Source organism: Gemmata palustris, from assembly GCF_017939745.1.
GTDB classification, from domain to species: Bacteria; Planctomycetota; Planctomycetia; order Gemmatales; family Gemmataceae; genus Gemmata; species Gemmata palustris.
In genome coordinates this window covers 1,949,157-1,974,191 of sequence record NZ_JAGKQQ010000001.1, presented here as the reverse complement: position 1 = coordinate 1,974,191, position 25,035 = coordinate 1,949,157, and the positions used below count along the sequence as shown (strand labels likewise).

13 protein-coding genes and 1 pseudogene are annotated in these 25,035 nt (G+C 68.3%); 7 read left to right on the top strand and 7 right to left on the bottom strand.

Annotated elements, in window-relative coordinates:
- Nucleotides 1–15: 15 nt before the first annotated feature.
- A pseudogene (locus J8F10_RS40710) lies at nucleotides 16–194 on the top strand (helix-turn-helix domain-containing protein); the annotation flags it as partial.
- 11 nt (nucleotides 195–205) lie between these two features.
- Here J8F10_RS40710 and J8F10_RS07825 read toward each other — a convergent pair.
- From J8F10_RS07825 to J8F10_RS07810, 4 genes are all read right to left on the bottom strand, one after another.
- Entirely contained in the window at nucleotides 206–514 is a 309-nt protein-coding gene (locus tag J8F10_RS07825) for an IS1 family transposase (RefSeq protein ID WP_210653281.1), read from the bottom strand.
- A gap of 84 nt (nucleotides 515–598) precedes the next feature.
- Nucleotides 599–934: an IS1/IS1595 family N-terminal zinc-binding domain-containing protein gene (locus J8F10_RS07820; protein WP_449267457.1), complete on the bottom strand. Its 336-nt coding sequence runs from the start codon at nucleotides 932–934 to the stop codon at nucleotides 599–601.
- A 106-nt stretch (nucleotides 935–1,040) separates the two neighbouring features.
- On the bottom strand, nucleotides 1,041–4,397 hold the full coding sequence (locus J8F10_RS07815; RefSeq protein ID WP_210653279.1) for a PVC-type heme-binding CxxCH protein: 3,357 nt from the start codon (nucleotides 4,395–4,397) through the stop codon (nucleotides 1,041–1,043).
- Nucleotides 4,398–4,613: 216 nt separating this feature from the next.
- Complete coding sequence (locus J8F10_RS07810; RefSeq protein ID WP_210653278.1) at nucleotides 4,614–5,444, bottom strand: DUF1559 family PulG-like putative transporter; 831 nt, start codon at nucleotides 5,442–5,444, stop codon at nucleotides 4,614–4,616.
- Between the two features lie 378 nt (nucleotides 5,445–5,822).
- Here J8F10_RS07810 and J8F10_RS07805 point away from each other — a divergent pair, with 378 nt between their 5' ends.
- The 3 genes from J8F10_RS07805 to J8F10_RS07795 all read left to right on the top strand — a co-directional run bounded on the left by J8F10_RS07805 (nucleotide 5,823) and on the right by J8F10_RS07795 (nucleotide 14,337).
- On the top strand, nucleotides 5,823–7,559 hold the full coding sequence (locus tag J8F10_RS07805) for a lipoxygenase family protein (RefSeq protein WP_210653277.1): 1,737 nt from the start codon (nucleotides 5,823–5,825) through the stop codon (nucleotides 7,557–7,559).
- A gap of 118 nt (nucleotides 7,560–7,677) precedes the next feature.
- Complete coding sequence (locus J8F10_RS07800; RefSeq protein WP_210653276.1) at nucleotides 7,678–9,123, top strand: C25 family cysteine peptidase; 1,446 nt, start codon at nucleotides 7,678–7,680, stop codon at nucleotides 9,121–9,123.
- Between the two features lie 66 nt (nucleotides 9,124–9,189).
- Nucleotides 9,190–14,337 carry an nSTAND1 domain-containing NTPase gene (locus tag J8F10_RS07795; RefSeq protein ID WP_210653275.1) on the top strand — a complete coding sequence of 1,716 codons (5,148 nt, stop codon included), beginning with the start codon at nucleotides 9,190–9,192 and terminating at the stop codon, nucleotides 14,335–14,337.
- Nucleotides 14,338–14,349: 12 nt separating this feature from the next.
- On the opposite strand, the gene J8F10_RS07790 is transcribed toward J8F10_RS07795, so the two are convergent.
- The gene (locus tag J8F10_RS07790; protein WP_210653274.1) at nucleotides 14,350–15,690 is read right to left on the bottom strand and encodes a hypothetical protein; all 1,341 of its coding nucleotides are present in this window, start codon (nucleotides 15,688–15,690) and stop codon (nucleotides 14,350–14,352) included.
- Nucleotides 15,691–16,085: 395 nt separating this feature from the next.
- Here J8F10_RS07790 and J8F10_RS07785 point away from each other — a divergent pair, with 395 nt between their 5' ends.
- From J8F10_RS07785 to J8F10_RS07775, 3 genes are read left to right on the top strand one after another with little or no spacing between them, the layout of a single operon-like run.
- Nucleotides 16,086–20,096 carry a protein kinase domain-containing protein gene (locus J8F10_RS07785; protein ID WP_210653273.1) on the top strand — a complete coding sequence of 1,337 codons (4,011 nt, stop codon included), beginning with the start codon at nucleotides 16,086–16,088 and terminating at the stop codon, nucleotides 20,094–20,096.
- Complete coding sequence (locus J8F10_RS07780) at nucleotides 20,093–21,037, top strand: hypothetical protein (RefSeq protein WP_210653272.1); 945 nt, start codon at nucleotides 20,093–20,095, stop codon at nucleotides 21,035–21,037. The genes J8F10_RS07785 and J8F10_RS07780 overlap by 4 nt, the downstream gene beginning before the upstream one ends.
- A gap of 16 nt (nucleotides 21,038–21,053) precedes the next feature.
- The gene (locus tag J8F10_RS07775; protein WP_210653271.1) at nucleotides 21,054–22,709 is read left to right on the top strand and encodes a di-heme-cytochrome C peroxidase; all 1,656 of its coding nucleotides are present in this window, start codon (nucleotides 21,054–21,056) and stop codon (nucleotides 22,707–22,709) included.
- Here the strand turns inward: J8F10_RS07775 and J8F10_RS07770 are convergent.
- The gene (locus tag J8F10_RS07770; protein ID WP_210653270.1) at nucleotides 22,696–24,084 is read right to left on the bottom strand and encodes a cytochrome P450; all 1,389 of its coding nucleotides are present in this window, start codon (nucleotides 24,082–24,084) and stop codon (nucleotides 22,696–22,698) included. The genes J8F10_RS07775 and J8F10_RS07770 overlap by 14 nt on opposite strands.
- Nucleotides 24,085–24,805: 721 nt before the next feature.
- On the bottom strand, nucleotides 24,806–25,030 hold the full coding sequence (locus J8F10_RS07765) for a hypothetical protein (RefSeq protein ID WP_210653269.1): 225 nt from the start codon (nucleotides 25,028–25,030) through the stop codon (nucleotides 24,806–24,808).
- Nucleotides 25,031–25,035 lie beyond the last annotated feature (5 nt).

Here is a 25,035-nt window from a genome sequence, read left to right as displayed (position 1 = left end):
AAGCGGGAGGGTTCAATCGAACTTCTTCCAGGTGAGTGTTTCCTTACCGGTCATCCCGATGCCGCCGACCCCGGCCGCCGGTTGCTACTCGATCGTTTGCACGCGGATAACGGGCAGACGATCGGGCAACTCTGCGCACACCTGGACGGGATGACCCGTCAAGCGGTGACCAACACCTCGCGGTGCTCGAAGACGGGTATTGGTCCTACGGTCGGGATTGGCTGTACAGTCGGATGAAGTACCATAGCGCGCCGAGGTGATTCCTCGGGCACTTGGAGCACGTCCGGGTCTTACGGGCGAATCGCGCGCACCTCGATCTCAGCGTAAGCCCGAAGCGCTCGATGTGTGCGGTGTACCCGGTGCCCTTGCCCGCGGCTCGGTGCCGAGGAGCGGGGATCACGGCTCGGTACGAGGCCAGGAAGTCGGTGAACACAATGACCCCGGTTCGGTACCCGCGCGGGAGCGCGCTCCAGAGGCGCCGGGCGGTGCCCGCGGACCGATCGCCCACGACCATCGCGGGTGTCCGCGTCGAGGGCCACCCAGACCCAATGCACGTCGGCCTTGGATCCCACGAAGCTCCACAATTCGTCGGCCTCGATTACGACCGGGCCGGACTTTTTGGGGGCAACCCGGGGTCGTGCGGGGTGCCCTCCCGGTACAGCGCGTTGACGAACCCCTGGAGCCACGACCGGGACACCCCGACGACCCGGGCGATGGCCCGGATCCCGACCCGCTCGGCCAGCAGGCGGCGGATCAGATCCTTGGTCGCGTCGGGAACCGGTCCGGTCTTCGGAGCGGCGACGAATCGCCGGTCGCACCCACGGCACCGGAACCCCGGCGTACCCGAGTGGGTGAGCCCATTGCGGACCACATGGGTCGCCCCGCATCGGGGGCACGGCGGAATCGGTGCCCGAGGGCGAGTTGCGTTCGGCATCCCAACACCTTATGGCAATCCCGACTCGTGGGTCACTACCGAAAAAAGCCCGCCTCGTCACACGCGGGACCGCGCCGGACCAAGTCCCGTTCGTCGTCGGCGACGGCTACTTCAGTGTCATCAGGAACTCGATCAGGTCACGCATCTCGCGGGTCGTCAGCGTGCGATCGACCGCCGGCATCGGCGAGAGCGACGTGGAGCGCCGCTCGATCTCGTCGGCTTGCACGGTCACTTTCTTGCCGTCCGGCGTTTGCACGACGAGCGCGCCCTTCTCTTCCGACAACAGCGTACCGCCGATCGTGCGCCCGTCCGCCAGCGCGAGCGTGACCGTGCCGAACCCGGTCGCGATTTTCGCGCTCGGGAGCACCAGCGATTCCAGTAAGTGCTCGCGCGTCTTGACCGGGGTGCGTGCCACCACTTTCGTCAGGTCCGGGCCGGCCGTGCCACCGGACCCGTTGATCGTGTGGCACCGCACGCACTGGGCCGCCGTATGGTTGAAGAACACGTCGCGCCCCGCGTCGGCGTCGCCCCCCGTCAGGCTCACCTTGAACTTGCCAACGGGATCCTGTGGCAACGCGGACTCGAACTTCAACCGCAACCGATCCCGTAGCGGCGACGGGGCCGACTTCAGCGCGTCGAGCATATCAACTTGCAGATCGGCCGGCACCTCACCGGCCGCAAGGCGGTACGTCCAGGCGTCGAGGACTCGTTCCGCGGCCGGGGTCTTCAATGTGGCGACCGCGGCGAGTGCCTGCTGCCGTTCGCGCGTCGAAGCAGCTTCATCGGCGAGCACTTCGTCGAGCAGCGGCACCCCGCGGGCCGGATCGGATTTCGCGACGAGTTCGCGCGCCTCGGCCCGCACCAGCGGCGCGTTGCTTTTCAGCGCGGCCGTGAGTACCGCGTCCGCCTGCTTCGACTTGTGACCTGCGAAGAACCGTACCGCCGCGACGCGCAAGTTCGGATCGGCCTTGGGGTCGCCCGCGAGTGAAGCGAACCGGGCTTCATCGGCCCGCGCCCCGACCGCGACGACCAACCCGACCGCGTCCGTTTGGAGCCGACCGGTCGTGCCGGCGAGGAGCGCTTCGAGTCCGCTCTCGACGACGCCGCGAACGATCGCCGCGTCGCGCGTCTTCTCGGTCCGCCAGAAGCCGGTGACGCGGTCGCGCGGGGGCGGGTTCGACCAGTCTTTCAGGGCCGCGAGGGCTTCGGCCCGGACCGCCGTCGAGAGCGTCGGGCAGGTCACGGCCGCGAGAACGACCCGCGCGTGTTCGGTTCCACCGAGCCGGTAGTTCGCGTTGATCGCGCGACGCGCGAGCGCGTCGCTATCCGCGATCGGCGAAGCTACCAGTTTCGCGAGTTGTGCCGCCAGCGGGGGCAGCAGGTCGTCCATCGGGAGGTCGTGAATCGCGCGTGCGGCTTCGGTGCGCACCAGCGGGTCGGCGTCGGCCAAGAGGTTCGCGACCCGCTTGTCGGCGAGCTTGCGCTGAACCAGCACGACGGCCATGCGCACGGCCGCGCTCGGATCGCCGGACCGGGCCGCAACGGAATCGGCGTCCGCGATGCGGGTCAGGGCCGCGACGCAGGCGTGGCGGATGAAGGTGTCTTCGTCCTTGTTCGCTTTCAGCACGTCGAACAGGGGGCCGACGGCCGGCTTGTGTTTCAACTTGCCGAGCGACTGTGCCGCGAAGAACCGCACCCGCGGGTTCGCATCGGTGAGGCGCTCGACGAGTGTGGCCGCGGCCGCGCCGGTTCCGACGTCACCGACCAACTTCGCGGCCTGAGCGCGGACTTCATCGTCAGCGTCGGTGAGCCGGGCCGTGATCGGACCGACCGCAACAGGGTTCTTGCGCGCGAGCTGCCCGAGCGCCCACAGCGCGTGGATTCGCGCGAACTGGCTCTCGTTCTTCGCGGCGACCTTTTCCAGCGTCGCGCAGATCGCGGGCGTTCGTCCGGCTCGCTCCACGAGCGCGAACTGCACCCGCTGGCGCACGCGCTGGTCGGCGTGCCCCAGCAACTTTGTGAGTTCGTCGGCGCTCCGCTTGTCGAAGCCCTCGGCAAACAATTTCTTCGTGTCTTTCACGACGGGGGCGTCGAGCTTCGCGGGGTCGAACACCGTGTAGATGCGACCGCCGAGGCTCTTGCCGCCCCAATCGAGGTTCACGAAATCCGCGACGTACAGCTTGCCGTCGTAGCCGAACTCGGCGTCGGTCGCCTTGATCGGTTTGAAGAAGTCGTGGTAGTCCTCGATCTCGAAGCCGGCCCCCTTCGCCTTCACTCGGAACGCTTCCAACCCGGCGTCGGGACCGCTGGTGTAATTGCACATCACGAAGCTGTTCTTGTAGCGGTCCGGCAGACTCGTTCCGCTCGTGAACAGGAACCCGCTCGGCCCGGTGCCGATTTTGCCGACAGGGGGCACGATGTACGCGGGTTGCCCGCTGTGCGGCAGGTGCCAGAGCCGTTCCGCGAACCACGGTCCGGTGGTGTACGGCCCCGGGATCGTTTGGTACGGCATGTTCCAGCCACTGTTGCCGTCCTCGACCACGTACACGAGGCGGGCGTGGTCGCCCTTGTCGCAGTTGTTGTCGTCGGCGAACAGGTTGCCGTACTGGTCGAACGCGAGCTCCTGCGGGTTCCGCAAGCCGCGGTGAACGACCTCGAACTCGGTGCCGTCCGGGTTACAGCGGAACACCGCACCCGTTCGCGGCCCGCTGTGCGTGGCGCCCTCTTTGCTGGTGACGTGGAAGCCGCGGTCGCCGACGCTGAAATAGAGTTTCCCGTCAGGCCCCCAGGCGAGGCCGTGCAGGTCGTGACCGAGGAACGCACAGTTCACGCCGAACCCGGTGAGCAGCGCCTCGCGCACGTCGGCCTTGCCCTCGCCCCTGGTGTCCTTGAGCTTCCACAGGTTCGGAATGCAGGTGAAATAGACGTCGCCGTTAGTGGCCATGACCCCGGCCGCGAGGCCGTCGAGGGGGGCGTTGAAGCCGCCCGCGAAGACCGTGCTCTTGTCGGCCCGGCCCGTGCCCTTAGTGTCCTCGAGGAGGCGGACCTGGTCACTGTGCTTGGTGAACCAGTCCATGCCGCCGTCGAACTTGTTGGCGTGCTTGCGGTACATCGCAAGGCGCTCTTCGGGGGTGCGGATCTGCAGGTCGTCGTCGAGGAGGAAGCTGCGGCTGCGGTTCTCTTCGGTACCCCGGTTGAAGCGGTACTCCTCGGCAACGAACACGCGATTCTTCTCGTCGAGGCCGATGGCGACCGGGCTCGCGAGCATCGGTTCCGCGGCGAACAGCTCGACTTTCAACCCGGCCGGGACTTTGAACGTCGCGATCTGCTTGCGGGCGGCATCGGTGCCGTCGGGCAGGTCGGGTTCCGTGGCCGCTTTCGGACCCGCGGCGGGATCAACGGCCGAGCCCGCGGAAACGAGGGCGAAGAACGCGAACAGCGCGGCGATGCGGGAGGGGTGCATTGCGACCTTGGAAATGGGTCGGGGGGACAGACGATACCGGGGTGGTTCATGATATTGGAACGACCGGACCCGGTGGCCACATACCGAACACGCGACGAGCTTCGGTGTGGTGTTCGGGGCAGAGGGTATCGAAGTGAAGCGCGTGGGTCCGCGTGCCTCAAACGTGAGCGCGTGCGCCGGGGGCCGGGTTCAGGCGCTGCGCCGGGGCGTTCGGTATCACTCCGGGGGGACGACCTGCTCGTCGCGCCGGTCGCCCAGTGCGTCGAGCGTGCCCGGGGCCAGCCCGTACCGCAGGTGCCGGACGCTCCCGTCGCCGAACACCGTGTTCGCGCCGGACGGGTGCGCGGAGCCGAACTCGTAGTCCATTTCCTTGCGCTCGTCGCGCCCGAACGGGCGGGAGGTGATGGCGATGATGTCGTTGTCCCAGCCGTCCGTGAACCCCTGGTCGTCGCACCAGTCGCCCGTGGCGTACCGGTCCGGGTGGAGCCGCTTCTCGCTGACGACCAGGGTGGTGCTCAGCCCGTCCGTGACGCTCGCGGTTGTGGTGCGCAACGGGTTCCGCACGATCACCCCGAAGTACGGGCCGGTTTCTCCGGCCGTGCCCCCGGTGCCCGTTGCGGCGGCGTAGTCGCCCCCCGCGCGCGGCCCGAACGACTGGGCTACGACCGTCGGCCCGCGGCGGGCCGGGCAGAAGTAAAGCGGGACCGGGGTAGTCAGCACGGCGGCCGGGCTCCGGTGCAGCGCGTCTTGCTCGATGAACGGCAGGAGCTGGAACGCCCACCCCGCGTTCTGTGCGGGCGGGGCCGCGGGAACCCCGTTGACGTAGGTCGGGGGCGGGGCGAATGACGTCCCGCCGGTCGGGAAGTAGCCCACCGCGTCGTGGTGGCTGTGCAGCGCCAACCCGATCTGCTTGAGGTTGTTGGCGCACTTGATCCGGGCCGCGGCCTCTCGGACCTTCTGCACCGCGGGCAGCAAGAGCCCGATCAGAACCGCAACGATAGCGATGACAACGAGCAGTTCGATGAGGGTGAGGGCCGTTCGGCGCATCTGCGGTCCCCCTTGAAGGACAGGTGCCGATCGATCCGCTACGGGGCCACGGCCCTCCGAGCTGATCCGAAGTCCTTCGTTTCGTACTTGTGGCACTTGCACCCTCGCCGAAATCGTTCCGGTACCGTGTGGGAGCGTTCGGCGTGTCTACTAGTGTAGCTGAGCGCTGGCGGCCCTGATACCGAATCGTGTAGACCAATTCTGACAGGAACCGACGCGAACCGATCGTAGCCGGTATTTACTTGAACCCAGCGAGCTCAGACATTAGCATCGACTCGAAAACGGCTGAGAGCAAGATCGGTGGGAGCGCGAACCGCTCGGTTTCGGTTCGGGTCCGAACTGCTCAGCGCCCGGACCGATACCCAAGTAGTTCACCCGATGAGTGCATTTCTACCCGCGTTCGATCCGGACCCGGAAACCCGTGCCGCGGGGCGGACCGCGAAACTGCGTGAGTACACATACAACCACGACTACGTTTCGCCGCTCGCGTTCGTCGGGGAAGTGCCCAGCCGCGACCGGTTCCCCATCGACTTCACCACGCTCGTTCTCGGCAAGATCATGACGAACGTGGCGAACCAGGCCGACGCGGATTCCGCGCTGCGCCGGCGCCTGCGCGTGATGGACACCCCGATCACCGACATGGTGCTCGCCGGGTCGACCGCCGTTCGCGCCGTCGGCGCCGCGGTGGGTGCCGTGATCGGGGCGGCGGCGGACGCCCGTCGGTTGCAAACGATCGACGACTACAACGCGCTCTTCCACGTCATCGGGCTGCCGCCGATCGCGAAGGACTTTGAATTCGACAGCACGTTCGCGGAGTTGCGGCTCGCCGGGCCGAACCCGGTGATGATTCACCGGATCGACAAACCGGACGATCGGTTCCCGGTCACGGACGCGCACTTTCAGGTGGCGCTGCCCGGCGACGCCCTCGCGGCGGCCGGGGCGGATGGGCGGCTGTTTCTGGTGGACTACCAGAAACTTGACGGGGTCGAAACTGGGGTGAGCCCGTGTGGGCTGCCGAAGTACCTCTACGCCCCACTCGCGCTGTTCGCGGTGAACACGGACACGCGAAAACTGGTCCCGGTCGCGATCCAGTGCAAGCAGCGACCGGGGCCGGAAAACCCGATCTTCACGCCGGACGACGGCTACAACTGGCGGATCGCCAAGACGATCGTGGAAATCGCCGACGGGAACTACCACGAGGCGATCACGCACCTCGGGCGCACGCACCTGACGGTCGAGCCGTTTGTGGTCGCGGCGCACCGGCAGTTCGGTCCGAATCACCCGCTCAATGTGCTGCTCCAACCGCACTTCGGCGGCACGCTCGCGATCAACCACCTCGCGCGCCTCAAACTGATTTCGCCCGACGGCGTCATAGACCGGCTCCTCGGCGCGAAGATCTCCGCGGCGCTGGGGCTTAGTGCATGGGGGGTGCAGGGCCATGCGTTCATGGATCTGCTGCCACCGGCGTCGTTCCGGCGCCGCGGGGTCGATAACACGGCCACCTTGCCGAGTTACTCTTACCGCGACGACGCCCTCCTGCACTGGGAGGCCGTTCGCGAGTGGGTCGCGACGTATCTGCGGTGCTTCTACCGGTCCGATGCCGAAGTCGCGGCGGACATCGAAGTCGCGGCGTGGCTCACGGAGGCGTCCGCGAAGACCGGCGGGCGCATCAACGGGATCGAACCGGCCCGCACCTTCGCGGAACTGGTCGACGTGACCGCGCTTGTGATTTTCACCGCGAGCGCGCAGCACGCGGCGGTGAACTTCCCGCAATACGACATCATGAGTTACGCCCCCGCGATGCCGCTCGCGGGTTACGCCCCCGCGCCCACGAGCAAGACCGGTGCTACAGAAGCCGACTACATGGCGATGCTGCCACCCCGGGACCAGGCCGCGCTCCAGATGAACACCGGCTTTATGCTCGGAACGGCGCACTACACGCGGTTGGGGCACTACGAGCCGGGGTACTTCGGCGAACCACGCATTAACGAATTGGCGGCGCGCTTCGCCGCGAAGATGGACGAGATCGAGGCCACTATCACGGAACGAAATCGGCACCGCCGGCCGTACCCGTTTATGCTGCCATCGGGTGTCCCGCAGAGCATCAACATTTAAATTCCTCGGTGCGGTAGCCGTGGGTCGCGCGCTCTCAGCCGATGGGGTAGCCGCGGTCAATTTACCACCCGTGAAGCGCCCTCGTTCCATGAGCGCGCCAGACTGGAAGACACCTTCCGTGAACGAAGACGATATCGTCCTCAACGGCATCAACGGTGCGACGGGCGAGTACCTCGTGTCGCCGATCACGCCGGCTCAGGCCGTCAACATCGCGAGCGGGCGCCCCGCGGAAAGTGCCCTCACGACGTGGCTCAGAGCCATCGCGAGCGTCTTCAAACGACCGAAACTCGGCCTCCCGATGGACGTCGATCCGGTCAACCCGGCGCGCGCCGGGTGGGCGATTGTGCTCCCCGCGGGCGCCCCACCGGAACTCAGAGCCGCGGTTCAACCGCTCATCGACCGCCGCAAGTCTGTTGTTCCGCCCGACCGGTGTAAGGTGCTCGAGTACCGGCCCGGCGAAACGATGAAGAAGTGGCTCGCGCGCCACGGCGTGGCGCCGGGCACGGTCGCGCCGACGAAAGTCCCGTACTACGTCACGCTCGTCGGCGGGCCGGCCGAGATCCCGTTCGACTTCCAGTACCTGCTCGACGTCGAGTACGCGGTCGGGCGCCTCTGCTTCGATGCCCCGGAGCAGTACCGACGGTACGCGGAGAGTGTCGCAGCGTATGAAACGGCTTCGAGCGTCAAGAACGCGAAGGAAGTCACTTATTGGGGTCCGCGACACGCCGCGGACCGCTCCACGCAAATGAGCGCCGATTCGCTCATCCGTCCACTGATGGACGGCGTGCCGGCCGCGGGCGACCAGCCCGCGGAGGCGCCGGTCGCCACCGAGAAAGGGTTCCGCTCGAGGTGCTTCCGCGCCGCAGACGCGACGAAGGCGAAACTGCTCGAGACGTTGCACCCGACGACCGGGACCGCGCCGCCCGCGGTGCTGTTCACCGCGTCGCACGGGATGGGGTGGCCGAAGGACGACCCGCGCCAGCGGCCGGCGCAGGGCGCGCTGCTCGCACAAGATTGGGCCGGGTTCGGGCAGGTGACGCCGGCGCATTACCTGACCGCGGCCGAAATCGAAGACGGTGCGAACGTGGGCGGAATCGTCGCGTTCCTGTTCGCGTGCTACGGCGCCGGCACGCCCGCGACCGATGCGTTTCTCACCGACCGCGGGCGCGGACCGGTGGACATCGCCTCGGCGCCGTTCGTCGCCGCGCTCCCGCAACGGTTACTGTCGCACCCCAACGGCGCGGCACTCGCCGTACTCGGGCACGTTGAGCGCGCGTGGGGGTATTCGATCCGCCCGACCGGGGCCGGAACGCAGATCGGGCAGTTTCGCGATTTTCTCGCCCGCATCATGTCCGGCGAACCGGTCGGGCACGCGACGAAGAACTTCAGCGAGCGCTACGCGGTGCTTTCGACGGCCCTGGCGGGCGCGCTGGACGAATCGAGCAAAGAACCGAAACTCTCTCCTCAAGAAATCGCCGCGACCTGGGTCGAACGAAACGACGCGCAGAATTACGTTATCCTCGGCGACCCGGCCGTGAAACTGCGGACCGATTTGTTGAAGTGACGTGTCCTTCGCGCGGAGCGCCGCGCGACCGGGGCGCCGACTCCCGTCCCCGGAACCCGGTCACTTATGCCTGCGCCCTACCACGTCCGGCTCGCGGTTTCGCAGTACGGTGAGCAGTTCCGCGCCGAACTTTTTACCGAAGACCTCGGCGACACCGAGGGCGACGTGCTCACCGAACTGCCGCCGAGCATCGCCGAGTGGGTGCCGTATCTCGCGCAGGGAGCGGACCTCCCGCCGGACGCGGCCCGGCAGCTCGGAAAGGATCTGTTCGCGGCGCTACTCGGCCAACCGGAGAACGCGAAGAAGTGGGCCGAGGTGCTCGCCCGGGCTGACCGCAAGGGCCAGTCGATCCGCCTGCTCATCGACGCCACGACCGAAGCCGTTCGCGATCTCCCTTATGGTCTGCTCTGCGAGCCGCACGACGACTGGTTCCTGTTTCGCGGGAAGAAGCGCCCGGTCGAGTTCGTTCGCATCCTGCGCCGGTGCTCGCCGCGCACGCTGAAGCTCCGCGGGCGGCTCCGGGTCGTGATCGCGGTCGCGGAGCCGAGGAGCGCGGACGTTCCGCCGTTCGATGCGCCCCTCCGGTTGCAAAAGTTCGCAGCGGCGGTTCACAAGGAAATCGACCTCGTCGTTTGCGGTCCGAGCGGCCCGAAACCACTTGCCGCAATCGCCCCGAATCCGGAAACCGCTGATCCCGCGGTGTTCGCCCCGTACACGAAGACCACTCGCAGCGCACTCCGCCAGGCACTCGCGGGCGAGTTCGACGTGTTCCACCTGCTCGCCCACGGGCACGGGGCAGGGGTGCTGCTTTGCACGGACGACGGCGCACCGGCCGAAACGACCGCGAGCGAACTCGGCGAGTGGTGCGGCGCGGGCCAAACGCCACTGGCGTTCCTGCAAGTGTGTAAGGCCGGTCAGACGGCCGGGCGCGGGGGCTTCGGCGGGGTCGCCCAGCAGTTGCTCAACCCGCGCAGCGGGAACATGGCGGCGGTGGTCGCGTCCACGTTCCCGCTCGACGCCGAGCACAGCACGGACGCGGCCGTCGGGTTCTACCGTCAACTCGCGGCGGGCAAACCGCCCGAGGAAGCACTCACCGCGGAGCGCCCGGAAACCGACTGGTGTTGGGCGTTCCTCGAACTGTGGGCGCGCCCCGGCGCGCTCGGTGGCACGCAGCAGCGGGCCGCGTTCCAGTTCGTCAGCCCGTACCGCGGCCTTTCGAGTTTCGGTGAACAGGACGCCGACCTGTTCTTCGGCCGCAAAGTCGAGGTCGCGGAGCTGCTTCAGATTTTGCGCACCGAGCCGGTCCTCGGGGTGGTCGGCGACTCGGGCAGTGGCAAAACGTCGCTGCTGCAAGCGGGGCTGGTTCACGCGATCCGGCGCGACGGGCTGGCCGGCTCGGACAAGTGGCGCATCGTCTCGCTCCGTCCGGGGTACCGCCCCGCGCAAGCGCTCCTGTCAGCGCTTACAGGTACCACCGGGGAACCCACGCCGTCCGCGCTGCGGGCCGCACTGCGAGCGGACGCACAGCCGTTGATCGTGGTGTTCGACCAGTTCGAGGAAGTGTTTACGCTCGCGCGTGACGTGAACGAAGTGCGGATGATGAACGAGGTACTCGCACAGGCCGTCGATCAGCAGCGCGACCGGTTCCGGCTCGTCATCGGAATGCGGAGTGAGTTCCTGGGGCAGTCCGCGTCCGCGCCGGAACTCGGCCCGCGCATTCAGCGGCCCTGGGTGCTCCGGCCGCCCGGCGCGGACGACCTGCGCGGCATCGTTGCGGGACCGGCCGAGCACTGCGGGTACACGTTTCAAGGGCCGCTCGCCGACGGCAACCCGGCGCACGCGGTCGGGCTGCTCGATCGCATCCTCGCCGACCCGTTGCTCGACCGCAACAAGGGCGGGGCGCCGCTCCCGCTGTTGCAATTCGCGCTCGAGCGGTTGTGGCTGAAGGCGGTCGAGAAGGGCGTGACGGAGTTCACGCACGCGGAATTCGACGAGATCGGCGGGATGGGCCGGGCGATCGCGCAGCACGCGGAGGCGGTGTTCCAGGCGAGCGCCACCGCGCCCGAGTTCGGGGCCGGGGGGCGCCACCTCGTGGAGCAGATCGTCACCGCACTCGTCAGCGCGCAGGGCACGCGCCAGCCGCGCTCGCGCGAGGGGCTCCAGGCGGAAACAGGCGCCCCGGAGGCGGCGCGGGCGGTGATCGATTTCCTCGTGGGCGAGCGGCTGCTGACGATCCGCACCGACCCGGAGGACATGTCGAAATCGCTCGTCGATCTGTCGCACGAGGCGCTGATTCACAACTGGGACCGGCTCCGCGGGTGGCTGGCCGAAGACCCGCAGGGCCGGGCGATGCGCGAGGAGTTCCGCACGGCCGCGGAGAAGTGGGAGGTGGGCTTCGCGGGCACCCCGGCCCAGAGCCGGTATGCGCTGCCCGGTACCGACGTGGCCCGGAACTACCTCGCGTGGATCAGCACCAGTAACCCGCGGCTCGTGCCCGTGCAGCAGGAGTTCGCACGGGCGATGCGCGACATGCTCACGCGCCACCAGCGCCGCCGGCAACTGGTAACGGCGGTGCTGGTGGCACTCACGCTGTCGGCGTGCGCCCTGGCGTTCTACGCCGACGGGCAGGCATCACTGGCCCAGACCAACGAGTCCAAAGCGAACAAGAACGCGGCCCGAGCCGAGGCGGAAAAAGAGAAGGCCGAGCGCGAAGAGGAGAAGGCCAAGCGCGAGAAGGAGAAAGCCGAGCGCGAGGAGCGACGGGTACAGGAGCGGTCCGCCGCCCTACTTCTAGACCGCGGTATAGATCTGTGCGAGCGCGGCCGGCCCCGGATCGGTATGCTCAGCATCGCCAAGAGCCTCGAAACCTGCCCGCCGGAGGCCGAAGCCCTGCGCCGGGTCATTCGCACCAACCTGTCCGCGTGGGCCTGGTACCTGATGTGCCTGGACGGGGCGCGACAGTTCCCCGGTCCGGGCATCGCGGCCAGCCCCGACGGACAGGCGGTCCTGATCGCCGTCGCCCCGGGAACGGCCCAACTGTTCGACGCGGACACGGGCCACCCACTCGGGCCGCCCATGAAACCGGGCGAGCGGAACGCGGTATGGGGCGAGGTCATGCGGGCCGGGAACGAGTGGGTCGTGCTCACCTACGGGTCACACACCGCCCGGCTCTGGAACGGCACCACGGGTGCCCCGGTGGGGCGCGTGTTTGAAACGGCAACCGCCCCCGGTGTGCCGGCCCAGGGCGAGATCCTGATCGCCGCTATCAGGCCCGACCGACAAGCCCTTGCCCTCGGGATGGCCCACGGAGAGGCCCGGCTCTGGAGCGTGACAACGGGGGAGGCGCTGGGGCAACCGTACAAGCACGAGGGGCCGGTCCACGATCTGGCGTTTACTCCCGACGGCGGGATGCTGCTGACCGGCTGCTCCCGGCGCCCGAACCGCCCGCTGCTCCCGGACGTGGCGGCCGTGGCCCGCGTTGGGGCCGAGCGGCGCGCGGCCGGGGTCGCACGGTTCTTGAACCTGTCCACGCGGGAACTCGCCTGGTCGCGCACGATGAAAAATCCGGTGACCTCCGTCGGCGTCAGCCCCGACCCCGGCGGGCGGTACCTCGCGGTCGGCGGGTTCGCAGTCGCGATCTACGACCGGCACGAGAAAAAAATTCTCACCAACAGTCAGAAGGACCACGAGCCGGCCAACTGGACCGCCTTCGACCCCGAGGAGCCGGGCACGATGTTCATGTCCCGCTCGTCCGGTGACGTCGAGCTTTTGCACTTCCCGGATTCTTCGCGCGCTCCGACTGATGACGCCGAGTTCTCGCATGGGCAAGAACCCTCTCACGACCTCTCGAACCCCGTGACGAGCGAGCGCCTGTCACCACAGGGGCTTGTGGTCGGGGCGGGGTTCCGTAAGGATCGGAGCGTATTCACGTTCAACCGCGACGGCACCATGCGGCTCTGGCGGCGCCCGCTCACGCAGAAAGCGCAGCGCGAGTTCGTTCACACCGACGCGGTGCTTTCGGTAGCGTTCGGGCCGAGCGACAAGACCCTGGCGACTGGGTGCCGTAACGGGTCGGCGTACCTCTGGAACACCGACGCGCCCGATAAATGGAAGCACCAGTTCACGCCGCCCCGGAAAAAAGAGAACTCCCACCCGCTCACCCAGGTTCGGATCAGTTCCGACGGCGAACGAGTGATCGCCCAGGACCAGCACTTTAACCAGTTTGTTTGGGACGCGGCGACCGCGCGCCCGGTTGTTCCGGTCGCCGGGGAAGCGCTCGTCGGAGTGGCCGACGACGGGGCCACCGCCCTCGTGCGGCTCCCCGATCTGACTTACCGGGTGAAGAACCTGCTCACCAAACAGGCCGGGGCGCCGTTCGTCGTCCCGGGCGGGGTCGGTCCCGACGCGGCGCACAACGACGACGAGACGACCATGCTGCGGGTCGTGCGCGTGGCATTCAGCCCCGACCGTTCGGTCGTGGCGACGATCAACGAGCCCGGTCAGGTGCTCCTCTGGCGCTCGGACACCGGGGAGGCGGTGGGGCACCCGATCGCCCACACGATCCGGGGCGGAACCGACAAGATCCGTGCGGTGAGCTTCTGCCCGGACGGAACCCGGCTCCTGACTCAGAGTTCCCGTGTCCGCGGCGTCTGGGACGCGGCGACCGCACGCGAGGAACACGTGCTCCATAACCCCGTCGGCGTGCAACTGTCCCGGTTCAGCCCGAACGGGCGGCTGGTGCTCTCTGGCACCAACTTTAACATGGTGCAGATGTGGGACATCCCCGGCCGGTCGGTCCGCGAGACCGCGCTGCTGCACTCGGCTCAGGTGTGGGGGGTGACGGCCAGTGCTGATGGCTCGCGCGTGCTCACCGCGAGCTACGACCGCACCGCACGAGCCTGGGACGCGGAAACCGGCAAACCGATCTCGCCCCCGCTGTTCCACGGCGAGGGGGTGAGTGAGGTGGTGTACAGCCAGGACGGTAAGTGGATTCTGACCGGGAGCTGGGACCGGCGCGCGCGGTGCTGGGCCACGGTGGAGCCGGTGCCCGACGAGGTCGAAAGGGTCAAGCTCTGGGTCGAAGTCATGACGGGGCTCCAGATCGGACTCACCGGAGCCTCCGACCTGCTCACGGCCGAGGAATGGCACAAGCGGTACCGGCGGCTCGACGCGCTCGGTGGGCCGCTGGTGGGGCGTGCCACTCCCGAAAGATGACCGGTCCGGCGGTCACCCCGCGGTCAGCGCCGCCTGCCACACCGCGTGCGCCACCTCGGGGCGACAGATGTCGTTGTGCGCGCCGCCGCGCCCGCTCCCCTCGCGGATCACCTCGCTGCACTCCAGGTTGTACGCCGCGCCCGGCACGAAGTTGTAGTCGGTCGTTGCCGGGAGCAGCGCGAGGTCGGTCGCGTTCGTGCCCGGCCCCTGGATGCCGTGCGAACCCACCGCTCCGTACTTCGGCAACTCGCCCGGCGCCGCGAACGCCACCTGGCCCGCCACCCCCGCGCCCAGCGGGTACCACCTCCCGGTCGCCGTGTCGAACACCGACCGCGTCGAGATGATCGGCCCGCGCACGCGCTTGTCGGAAAACACTTTGTTGAAGTAGCCCGGTTGACCCGGCGTCGCGGGGATGTCGTCGCAGTACGACCAGATCGACAGCGCGCCCTGGACCAGCGCGAGCGAGTCCACCGGGCGCGCCACGCGGCCGCGGCCCTTCGGCCCCGCGAGCGCCGCGGACATCACGATGCACCCGAAACTGTGCCCCATCAGGTGGAACCGCAGGTTCCGCGGGGCCGCCTGCATCATCCGCGCGAGGAACCTCGAGCCGACCGATTCGCCGAACCACCGCGCGCGGTCCTTCATGCGCCAGAACGAGAGCGTCCGCAGCACGCCGAAGATCCCCCCGCCACTAAAGAGGCCGAAGCTCGGCGCGTCCTCGCGGAGCGACTGGTACACGCCCTCCGGGTCGAACCCGGAGCGGTCGCCGCCCGGACCCGCGCCGACCCCGCCGATGCCGAGGTCGGCTTCGAGGTTCAACTGCCGGTACGCCGCGAACACGTCCGGTGGCAGCGCCTCCGGCTCCACGTCGTCCATCGCGCCAACGACGATGCGCCGGATCGCGTCGCGCGCCGCGGGCGTGTCGGCGATGCGCGCCGCGTAATCGTCGACCATCGCCTGAACCGGGTCGTCCGCGGGGGCGCCGTCGATCGGGACCGTGAACGATCCCCCCTCGCCGAACGACTCGTCGCCCCACGGCATGCTCGGCCAGTGAATGCCGATCACGTGCGGCTTGAAGCCCGGGCGCGCCTGGTTCATGCGCGCGACGTCCGCGGTGCAGGCGGTCATCGCCTCGACCCACTTGTCGTACTGTGCCCGGGCGGACGGGACGTCTCCCATCCACCCGTGGCTGAGAACGAACACGTCCGTGACCCCGGAGTCGTCCGGCGCGAGGGTGCGGAGGACCAGATCGGACATGAGGCCGTTCGGATCGTCGGTGCGCTCGCTTCCGCCGGAATCGAAACAGACGAGGTCGTAGGCGGCCCGTCGATCGGTCGGGGCGAATCGGGGCATAGTTTCCCCTCGGGTCCGTGTGGAACCACGATTGTGGAATAAAAAACAGCCGGAATGCTGGTAGAGTGTAACCGACCTTTCGGTTGACACAATCTGTTAACCCAGGTCGCGCCAGATTCGCTGAAATCACTTGTGAATGGTCCTAGACAGCCGCCTTCGCTCCAGTTACTCTCACACAATAAACTAGCACTTGCACACCAAACACAATCCCGCCGCGGGGCGGACCAGAGTGACGCCCCGTGCTACCACCGCCCCCACACAAACCGGACGAAGCCACCGCCGATCGAACCACGTCCCTTCCCCATCCGGAGCCTTCGGGGGCCGGTGAGCACTTACTGCCTACGGGCGCCCCGACCGGGAACCATACGGGTAGCGTGCCGGACCCGTCGGCCGCTGTGTCCGCGGCTTCCGCGGAGTTAGAAGCCGCGTTCGGCGACCGCTACGAAGTCGGTACACAACTCGGGCACGGCGGGTTCGGGACCGTCTACCACGCGCGCGACCGGCGCCTGAATCGCCAGGTCGCGCTGAAGGTGTCGTGGAGCGTGACGGCCGACACGGACCGGCTCCTCCGCGAGGCCCGCGCGCTCGCACAGCTCCGGCACGCCGGGATCGTCACGGTGTACGACGTCGCGGTCGCCGGGCGGTGCTGCTTCGTCGTGTCCGAACTGCTCGCGGGACCGAGCCTTTCTCACTGGCTCGACGAGTACCGGCCGGCGCCCGCCGAGGCGGTTGGGATCGCTGCCGCGGTCGGGGACGCACTGGCTCACGCCCACGCGCGGAGCATCGTTCACCGCGACGTGAAGCCGTCGAACATTGTGTTCGCGGAGGACCGGCGCCCGGTGCTGATCGACTTCGGGCTGGCGCTCTCGGACCTGGACACGGAGAACGAACTCGGGGTCGTGGCCGGTACGCCGTCGTTCATGTCGCCGGAACAGGCCGGGGGGCGCGGGCACCGGCCCGACGGTCGCACCGACGTTTACGGATTGGCCGCGACCCTCTACGCGATGCTCTGCGGGCGGTCGCCGTTTCGCGGGCGCACCCGGAGCGACGTCATGCGCCAGGTGCGGGAAGACGAGCCCCAACCGCTGCGCCAGCTCCGGCCCGACGTGTCGCCGGAACTGGAGCGCGTCTGTCTGAAGGGGATGGCGAAGCTCCCGGGCGACCGCTACACGACGGCCGCCGACTTCACCGACGCGCTCCGCCGGGCGGTCGGGCTCCTGCCCGCGCTCCCTGCGATTCCGGTGCCGGTCGTGTCGGTGCCGAAGCCGGCTCCGGCAGTGGTTCCCGCGCCGAAACCGGTACCCCCGGCCGTAGCACGCGGCGCACGGGCCGAGTGGCGGCAGGTCACGATCCTCCAGTGTTTGTGGGAGGCGGGAGAGAACGACGAAGACCCGATGGAACAGGTGACCGCGTTCCAGACGGCGTGCGCGGAAGTGGCCGTCGCACACGGCGGGCTGCCGTTGCAAGTGTCCGGCACCGCGTTCCTGGCCTGCTTCGGGTACCCGGTCGCGCGCGAGGACGCGCCGCGCCAGGCCGTTCGCGCGGCTCTGGCGCTTAGCGAACGGTGCGCGGCGGTCGCGGTCGGCACCGGGCCGGCCGTGGTCACCGAGCACCCGCCCGCGCCGCCCGTCGTGGTCGGGGACGTGGTCACGGTCGCATCGGCGCTGCTGTCACAGGGAACGGCCTCCGGGGTGACAGTTTCTCACGCGACGTTCCAACTCGTGGACGGCTTCTTCGACTGCGAGCCGTTCGGTGCGGTCCGCCCCCGCGGGCTCCCGCAGGTGCCCGTTTTCGTCGTGCGAGCCGAACGAACTGCGCGCAACCGCGTCGATGCCACGGACCCGGCACGGCTCACCCCGCTCGTCGGCCGCGACCGCGAGGTCGAGCTGCTCAAAGAGCGGTGGGAACTCACGGCCGAAGGGGTGCAGAACGTCATTTTGCTCGTCGCGGACCCGGGGTTGGGGAAATCACGGCTCGTCCGCGTGTTGCGCGACCACGTTGTACAGGAAGTCGACGCCCCGGCGTTCGAGTCGACGCGCTCGGCCTCGGTCGGGGGCGCGGTGATCGAGTGGTTCTGCTCCCCGTACCACCAGGGGAGCCCGTTCTACCCGGTGATCGAGTACTTCGACCGCGCCTACCGACTGAGCCGCGAACCCGACGCGGCAGAGCGCCTCGATCTCCTTCTGGCGCGGCTCCGCGAAGAGGGCGTCCACGACGCCGAAGACCAGGCGCTCCTGGCCGCGGTGCTATCGGTCCCGACCGGTGACCGGCTGCCGCTCCTCGCGCTCACCCCGGAGCGGCAGCGCGAGAAGACCCAGGACGCGGTACTCAACTGGCTGATCGCCCGCGCCGCCTTCACCCCGCTTTTGTTTGTCGTCGAGGACATGCACTGGGTCGATCCGTCCACGGAGGCGCTGCTCGCGCAGTTCGTCGAGCGCGGCGGCGAGGCCCGCGTACTCGCGGTGTTCACGTTCCGCCCGGAATACGACCCGCCGTGGAAGGGGAAGGCCGTTCAGACGGTGGTCGCACTGAACCGGCTGACCCGGGGACAGATCGCCGAAATGATCCGCGCGCAAACTGGGGATCGGGCGATCCCGCAGACGGTCGCGGACCAGATCGCGGAGCGGACCGACGGTGTCCCGTTGTTCGTGGAGGAATTCACGCGGCTACTGGTCGAGCGCGGCGCGCCCGCGGACGAGGTCGGTGCCGACATCCCGACCACCCTCCGCGACCTACTGCTGGCGCGGCTCGACCGGATGGCGAGCGACAAGGCGGTGGTGCAACTCGGCGCGGTGATCGGGCGGACGTTCGCGCACGCGGTCATCCGGGCGGCGTCCGAGTTAGACGAACAGGCTTTGCGAGTTGAACTCGACAAATTGGTCGGAGCCGGGCTGCTGTTCAGCAAGGGCTCATTGCCGCGAACGACGTACACGTTCAAGCACGCCCTGATCCAGGACGCAGCGTACCAGTCGATGGTAAAGAAGCGCCGACAGCAGTTCCACAAGGCCGTGGCGGAGAAACTGGAGGAGCGGTTCCCGGAGGTGGCCCAGACGCAGCCGGAACTGCTCGCCCGGCACTTCACCGAGGCGGGCGAAGCGGACCGGGCGATCGACTACTGGCTGAGGGCCGGGCGCCGCGCGCGGGCAGCGTTCGCTAACGCCGAGGCGATCGCACACTTGCGGCGCGGGCTCGGCGTGCTCGCCACGCAGCCAGAGTCGCCGGACCGGAACGCCCGGGAACTTCAGTTCCAGGTTCCCCTCGCGGTCGCCCTCATGACCGCCCGCGGGTACGCCCACCCGGACCTGGAGTCGGTTCACGCGCGCGCCCGGGAACTGTGCGAGCGGCTCGGGCCATCGGCCCCGTTGTTCCACGTCATTTGGGGCAACTGGGCGCTGCGCCTGATCCGGGACGAACTGGACGAAGCGAACCGGTTGGCGGGCGAACTGTGCGAACTGGCCGACCGACGTGCCGACCGCGGGATGCGGGTCGAGGCAGATTTCGCGGTGACGATCACGAGTCTGTTCCGCGGAGAGTTCGCCCGGTGCCGGGCTGCCGCCGCCCGGTGCCGGGAACTGGAGGATGCCGGCGCCGCGCTCGCGCACTCCGCTCACACCGGGCAGAACGTCGGCATGGCGTACCGGTGCTACGCCGGGCTTTCGGCGTGGTACCTCGGCTTCCCGGACGAGGCCGCGGCCCGAATGCGCGAGGCGGTTGAATTCGCGCGGGGCCTGGGCCACCCGTTCAGCCACGCCTATGCGCTGCACCACGCCGGCTGGCTCGCCTACCTCCTGCGGGACGGCGAGGGCGGCATCCGGTACGGGAACGAGTGCGTGGCCGTGTCCGAGGAACAGGGGTTCGCGTTCTGGAAGGCGCTGGGGATCATCAGCCGCGGCACCGGGCACATGGTCGCCGACCGGCCGGATCAGGCGCTGGCACAGGTCAGCGCGGGGCTGACTCTGTACCACACAACGAGCTCGCGGAAGTCGCTCTCCGAGTACCACGGGTTCCTCGCCGAGATCCACCTCCGGTCCGGGCGCCCGGAGGTCGCGCGGACCGAGATCGAAGCGGGGCTGGCCGCCTGTGAGCGGACGAACAACCGCGTCTACGAGGCCGAACTGCACCGCCTCGCGGGTGAGGTCGCGCTCGCCACCGCTCCCCCGGACCCGACTGCGGCGGAGGCCGCGTTCCTCCGCTGTTTGGGGGTTTCACAGCGCCAGGGGGCGCGGTCGTGGGAACTGCGGGGGGCGACGAGTCTGGCCCGGCTGTGGCGCCGCGTCGGGCGCGCTGCCGAAGCCCGCGCCCTGCTCGCGGCCGTTTACTCGCACTTCACCGAGGGGCTGAGCACCCCGGACTTGCGCGACGCACGTGCCGTGCTCGACGAACTCAACACCGCGGTGCCCACATGACCCCGCCCGTCGCCCCCTCGCCGCTCGAACAGGTTCCACCGAACGAGACAGCAGCGATCGCGGACCTCGTGGCCCTTCAGTCGCGCCTCGGTGATCCGGCCCGGCCCCGGCGCGGGCAGCACGCCAAGGGGCACGGTCTGGTCCGCGGAACGTTCACCGTTCGCGCCGACGTCCCGCCCCCGCTGCGCGTCGGCCTGTTCGCGGCCCCGAACAGTTTCGCGTGCTGGGTCCGCTTTTCAAACGGGTTCGCCGAAGACGACCGCCTACCGGACGTTCACGGGATCGGGATCAAGGTGCTCAACCCGGTCGCGGATCACGACTTCTTACTCGTCGATCACGAGACGTTCTTCGCGGCCGACGTGCGCCGAACGGTCGGTGTGTTCTCGCGGCACGTCGACCTCCTCACATCCGGTGCTTCCCCGGCCGAACACGACCGCCTGCTCGCGGCCGAGTACCCGGTCGAGGCGGTGCTGCTGGGCGGGTTCGTTCGTCCGGCCGAGCCGTCGCCGCTCGAACCGCGGTACTTCAGTGGCACCCCGTATGCCCTCGGGGACCGTGCGGTGAAGTACCAGTTGCTCCCGCGGCCGCAGAACCTCGCGGTTCAGCGCATCCCACCCGACACGCCCGACTTCCTTCGGGCCGCGCTCGCCACGCACCTCTCCGCCCGGCCCGCCACGTTCGACTTCTGCGTGCAACCGCAGCGCGACCCGATCTCCGATCCCGTGGAAGATCCGACCGCCGCGTGGGGCGGGGACGCGGTCCCGGTCGCCGTTCTCACGCTCCCGGTTCAAGAGTTCGACACCGCGGAGCGGGAAGCTCTGGCGGACGCGCTGGCGTTTTCGTTGTGGCACGCTCCGGCTGAACACCGCCCGCTCGGGGGCATCAACCGCGGCCGGAAAGCGGTGTACGAGATGAGTGCGACCGCGCGCCGATCAAAGTAACACCAGGAGCCTATCCATGATCCGGTTCGCACTGGCGCTGACACTCCTCGCTCCGGTGGCCGTTCGCGCGCGCGGGGCGGACCCGATCTACCTCGACCAGGGGTGGAGCGGCGACGAGCGCGCGGCGTACTACGCACTGCCGCAGGGTTCGGAGGTGATGCCGTACTCTTGGTTCCTCGCGCTCGAACAGCCGTGGGCCGAGAAGCCGTTCCGCGATGACGCCCACATCGAATCGTTCCGCTACATCCCGGCCGCAGTGAACAAGTTCAACCCTGATGGGCTGCCGGTCGGGTTCACCAAGGGGCGCGGGAAGGACGGAAAGGACTGGTTCGGGCTGACGTGCGCGGCGTGCCACACCGGGCAGTTCACTTATAAGGGCAAGACGGTGCGGGTCGACGGCGGAACCGCACTCGCCGACGCCCTCGGGTTCCAGTCCACTTTAGTCACCGCGGTGAAGGCGACCCTCGCACAGCCGGCGAAGTTCGACCGGTTCGCCCGCCGGGTGCTCGGCGAAAAGCACACTCCCGAGCGCGCGAAGGTGCTGGCGACCGAGTTGCGCGAACAGCTCCGGGTGATGGCCGACTGGGAGGCCACCAGTCGGCCATCACACCCCGGTGGGTACGGTGTTTGGGACGCCCTTGGGGTGCTGCTCAACACCATTACCGGCACCGCCCCGGGCACCCCCGACAACTACCGCGTTCCCAGCACCCCGGTCAGTTACCCGAGCATCTGGTCCACGAACCGGTACGACCGACTGCTGTGGAACGCATCGGTCGAGAGCGTCACCCTGAGACAGGTGGGCGAGGTCATCATCGTCTTCGGCCGCGCGCGGGCAACCGCCGGCCCGGACGGAAAATTAACGTTTGAATCCAGCGCGGACCTGAACACGCTCGCGAAGGTGTACGATTACACCTCGATGTTGACGCCACCGGCGTGGCCGGAGGACGTGCTGGGTAAGATCGACCGCGACCTAGCGAAGCGCGGCGAGAAAATCTACCAGGACCAGAAGTGCGCGACGTGCCACCCGCTCGCGCCGTACCCGACTGTGGAAGCGAAGGCCGGCGGCCGAAAGCTCATCAAGACGACCGCGACCCCGTTGAAAGAGGTGGGCACGGACCCGCTCTACGCCGAGTACTTCACGAGACGAACCGCCGTGCCCGGTGCTCTCGCACCCGTATTCAAGGGGACCATGTTTGAAGGGCAGCAAGAAGTGCCGGCAGCGATCCAGTTCCTCGCGACCCTCACGCGGATCACCGAGGCGGACCTCGACCGGGCGGCGAAGACTCCCGCCGACCGCGCGCGATTGCTCGGCGACCGCCCGCTGCCTCAATTGCCCAAGACCCCGGCGGAACTGCAGCAACTGGTGAGCGCCCTACACGCTTACAAGGCCACGCCCCTGACCGGTGTGTGGTCCACGGCCCCGTACCTGCACAACGGGTCGGTGGCGAACCTGTACGAGCTGCTCCTGCCGCCGGAGAAGCGGATGAAGTCGTTTTACCTGGGGCACCGGGAGTTCGATCCCAAGCACGTCGGCCACCGCACCGGGCCGTTCGAGCACGGGTACAAGTACGACACCGCGCTGCCCGGGTACTCGAACCGCGGGCACGAGTACGGGACCGGCCTCGCCGACGGCGATCGCTGGGCGCTGGTCGAGTACCTCAAGACGCTGTGACCGGTGCCCGCGGCCGGAACCGCGCCCTCATGCCCTTGGGCATCATCACCGCGAAGAAAAACGACTGCTGGTACGGCCGGGAGACGTCCACGTCCGGCTCGCTCTCGCGGTAGATCGTCGCGAGCACGAGTCGGTGAACGAACTGTCCGAACGCGGCCCCGACGCACGCGCGCGGCCCGCGCCCGAACGGGAAAAAGTGCCCGCTGCCATACGGGTTCGCCTCCGCGCCGCCGTTGTCCCAGCGCTCCGGCGCGAACCGCTCCGGTTCCGCCCAGTGCGGCGCAAACTTGTGGAGGTACCAGTTGGAGATGAAGATCAGCGTGTCGGGCGGGAGCACGTGCGAACCGAGTTTCACCTCGCGCCCGCGCGCCGTGTTGCGGAAGTAGATCGGCACCGCCGGGTAGTACCGCATCGACTCGCGGATCGCGAACTCGAGCGGCCGGACCGCATCGAGCGCGGCGCGGTCGAACCCGTCGGGCAGTTCGTCCCGCACCGCCCGCGCGACCTTGGCCCCTTCCTCCGCGTGTTTCGCGAGAAGGTACAGGGTGGTGTTGACCGTGCTGCTACACGAGAACACCCCGCCGAAGAAGTTCGTCGCGAGCGCTTCCGCGAGGGCCGCGTCCGATAGCGACGTACCCCGCGCGAGCACGCAGTTGAGCAAGTCGGGTGCGGCCGGGTCCGGGTTCGCGCGCGCCTCTGCGACGGCCCGCGTGAACGTGCCGTACCAGTTCTCGCGGGCCGAGTGGAAGAACGGGTGGAGCGGAAAGACCTGCTTCGGGAGGGCCATCCGACCCGTACCGGTGCGGGCCAGGGTCCGGAACCAGTGGAACCGGTTCGGCGGGAAGACGCGCCCCCAGAACGCCCGCGCGAACACATCGAACACCAGGCGCTGCACGTCCCAATACAGATCGACCGGTTCGTGCGACCGGCCGGCCCACCGCCCCACCGTTTCAGCGACCACCGCGCGGAGCGGTTCGACCTGTCGGGAGAGCCATTCGTCGAGTGGGATCGTGGAGAGCGGGTTGTCGCGCCGCGCCTCTTCCCACCCGCGCCCGAAGTTGGTGATGAACAGGCTGGGCCGCGTGATGACCGGTTTGAGCGCGTCGACGGGCGCGCCCTTGTAGAACTCCGCGGCGCGCGTGTCGAGCACCTCGCCGATCAGGTGCGGGTCGTTGAGTACGACCGCCGGTTTGTTGAACAGCCAGACCAGGGTGATCCCGCCGTACCGGTGCCCGTACTCCGCGCACAGCTCCCACGGCCACCGCCCGAAGAACGCGGGCGCGGTCCCGAACGGGAACCGCGGGGTCGGCCCGGGAATGTGTTTCAGGCGCGCGTGCTTGTGGTCGTTGATCGTGCGGTGCAATCGGGCGAGCATCCGGTCTGCTCCGAGGAAACGAGGGGCGGTCGCCGACCGGCTCACCAGAACCGGCTACGCGAGAGCGGAACGACGAAACGAACCGATCCGCGGCCCGTTTCTCTATCCGGGAGTGGAATCGTCTAAATGTAATGTGTGGTGTGAATTTAATGGCTGATACAGCCACTCGCAAGTAATTTCGCCCGGGGCTGCGCGAGCTGGGGGCTATTTGGCGGCGCGTCTCGGCGGTCGAGCGCGCTGCCTCCGGGGAACTCGCTACGACCAAGTTGCCGCGCCAACTGACGTTCATCGTCAGCCGCGGACATCCGGACGCCCACTCGGTGGCAACGGTCCGGACTGGTTCCAGATAATGGATCGGGACGGGTTCGTGTCGCGAGAAGAGCTTACCAGGAGCAAGAACGTTTTCGCCCGACTCGATCTCGACAAAGGCGGCCCGATTGCCCCGGAACGGCATGATCTTGCGTAAAAGTGTCGCCCGCACAAACCTCGCGGATCAACGGTATCTGTGGTCATTTGGGCGGAATGGAGGGCACGAACTGGCCGCATGCGCGACATGAATTCACTCTGGCAAATGATCTGCGACGCATTGCAAGGAAGTGGTAGTTTGGTGAACGGGTGCCGATCGAGTCGCTGGGACGGGAGAACTGCGACATCCGCGAATCGTGCTCCCGAGAGCCACGACGCGCGGGCGCCCGGCGAGGGGAACCGAGGTGATCGCCCGCTACTTCACGAACCTCTTGGCCTGAGTCGGCTCGGCGGCCAGCTCGAACGGTTCCAGTTCGGTCGGCCCGGTACCCATTTTCGCGCGGAACTTGGACGTCTTCGGTACGCGGTATTTACCGGCGAATAGGTCCGCGGCCTTTTCCGAGTTGGGGTCCGACTGCCAGATGAACGTGACCACGTACTCCCCCTCCGCGGCTCCGTCGCCCTCCTTATTAATGGACATCCGGA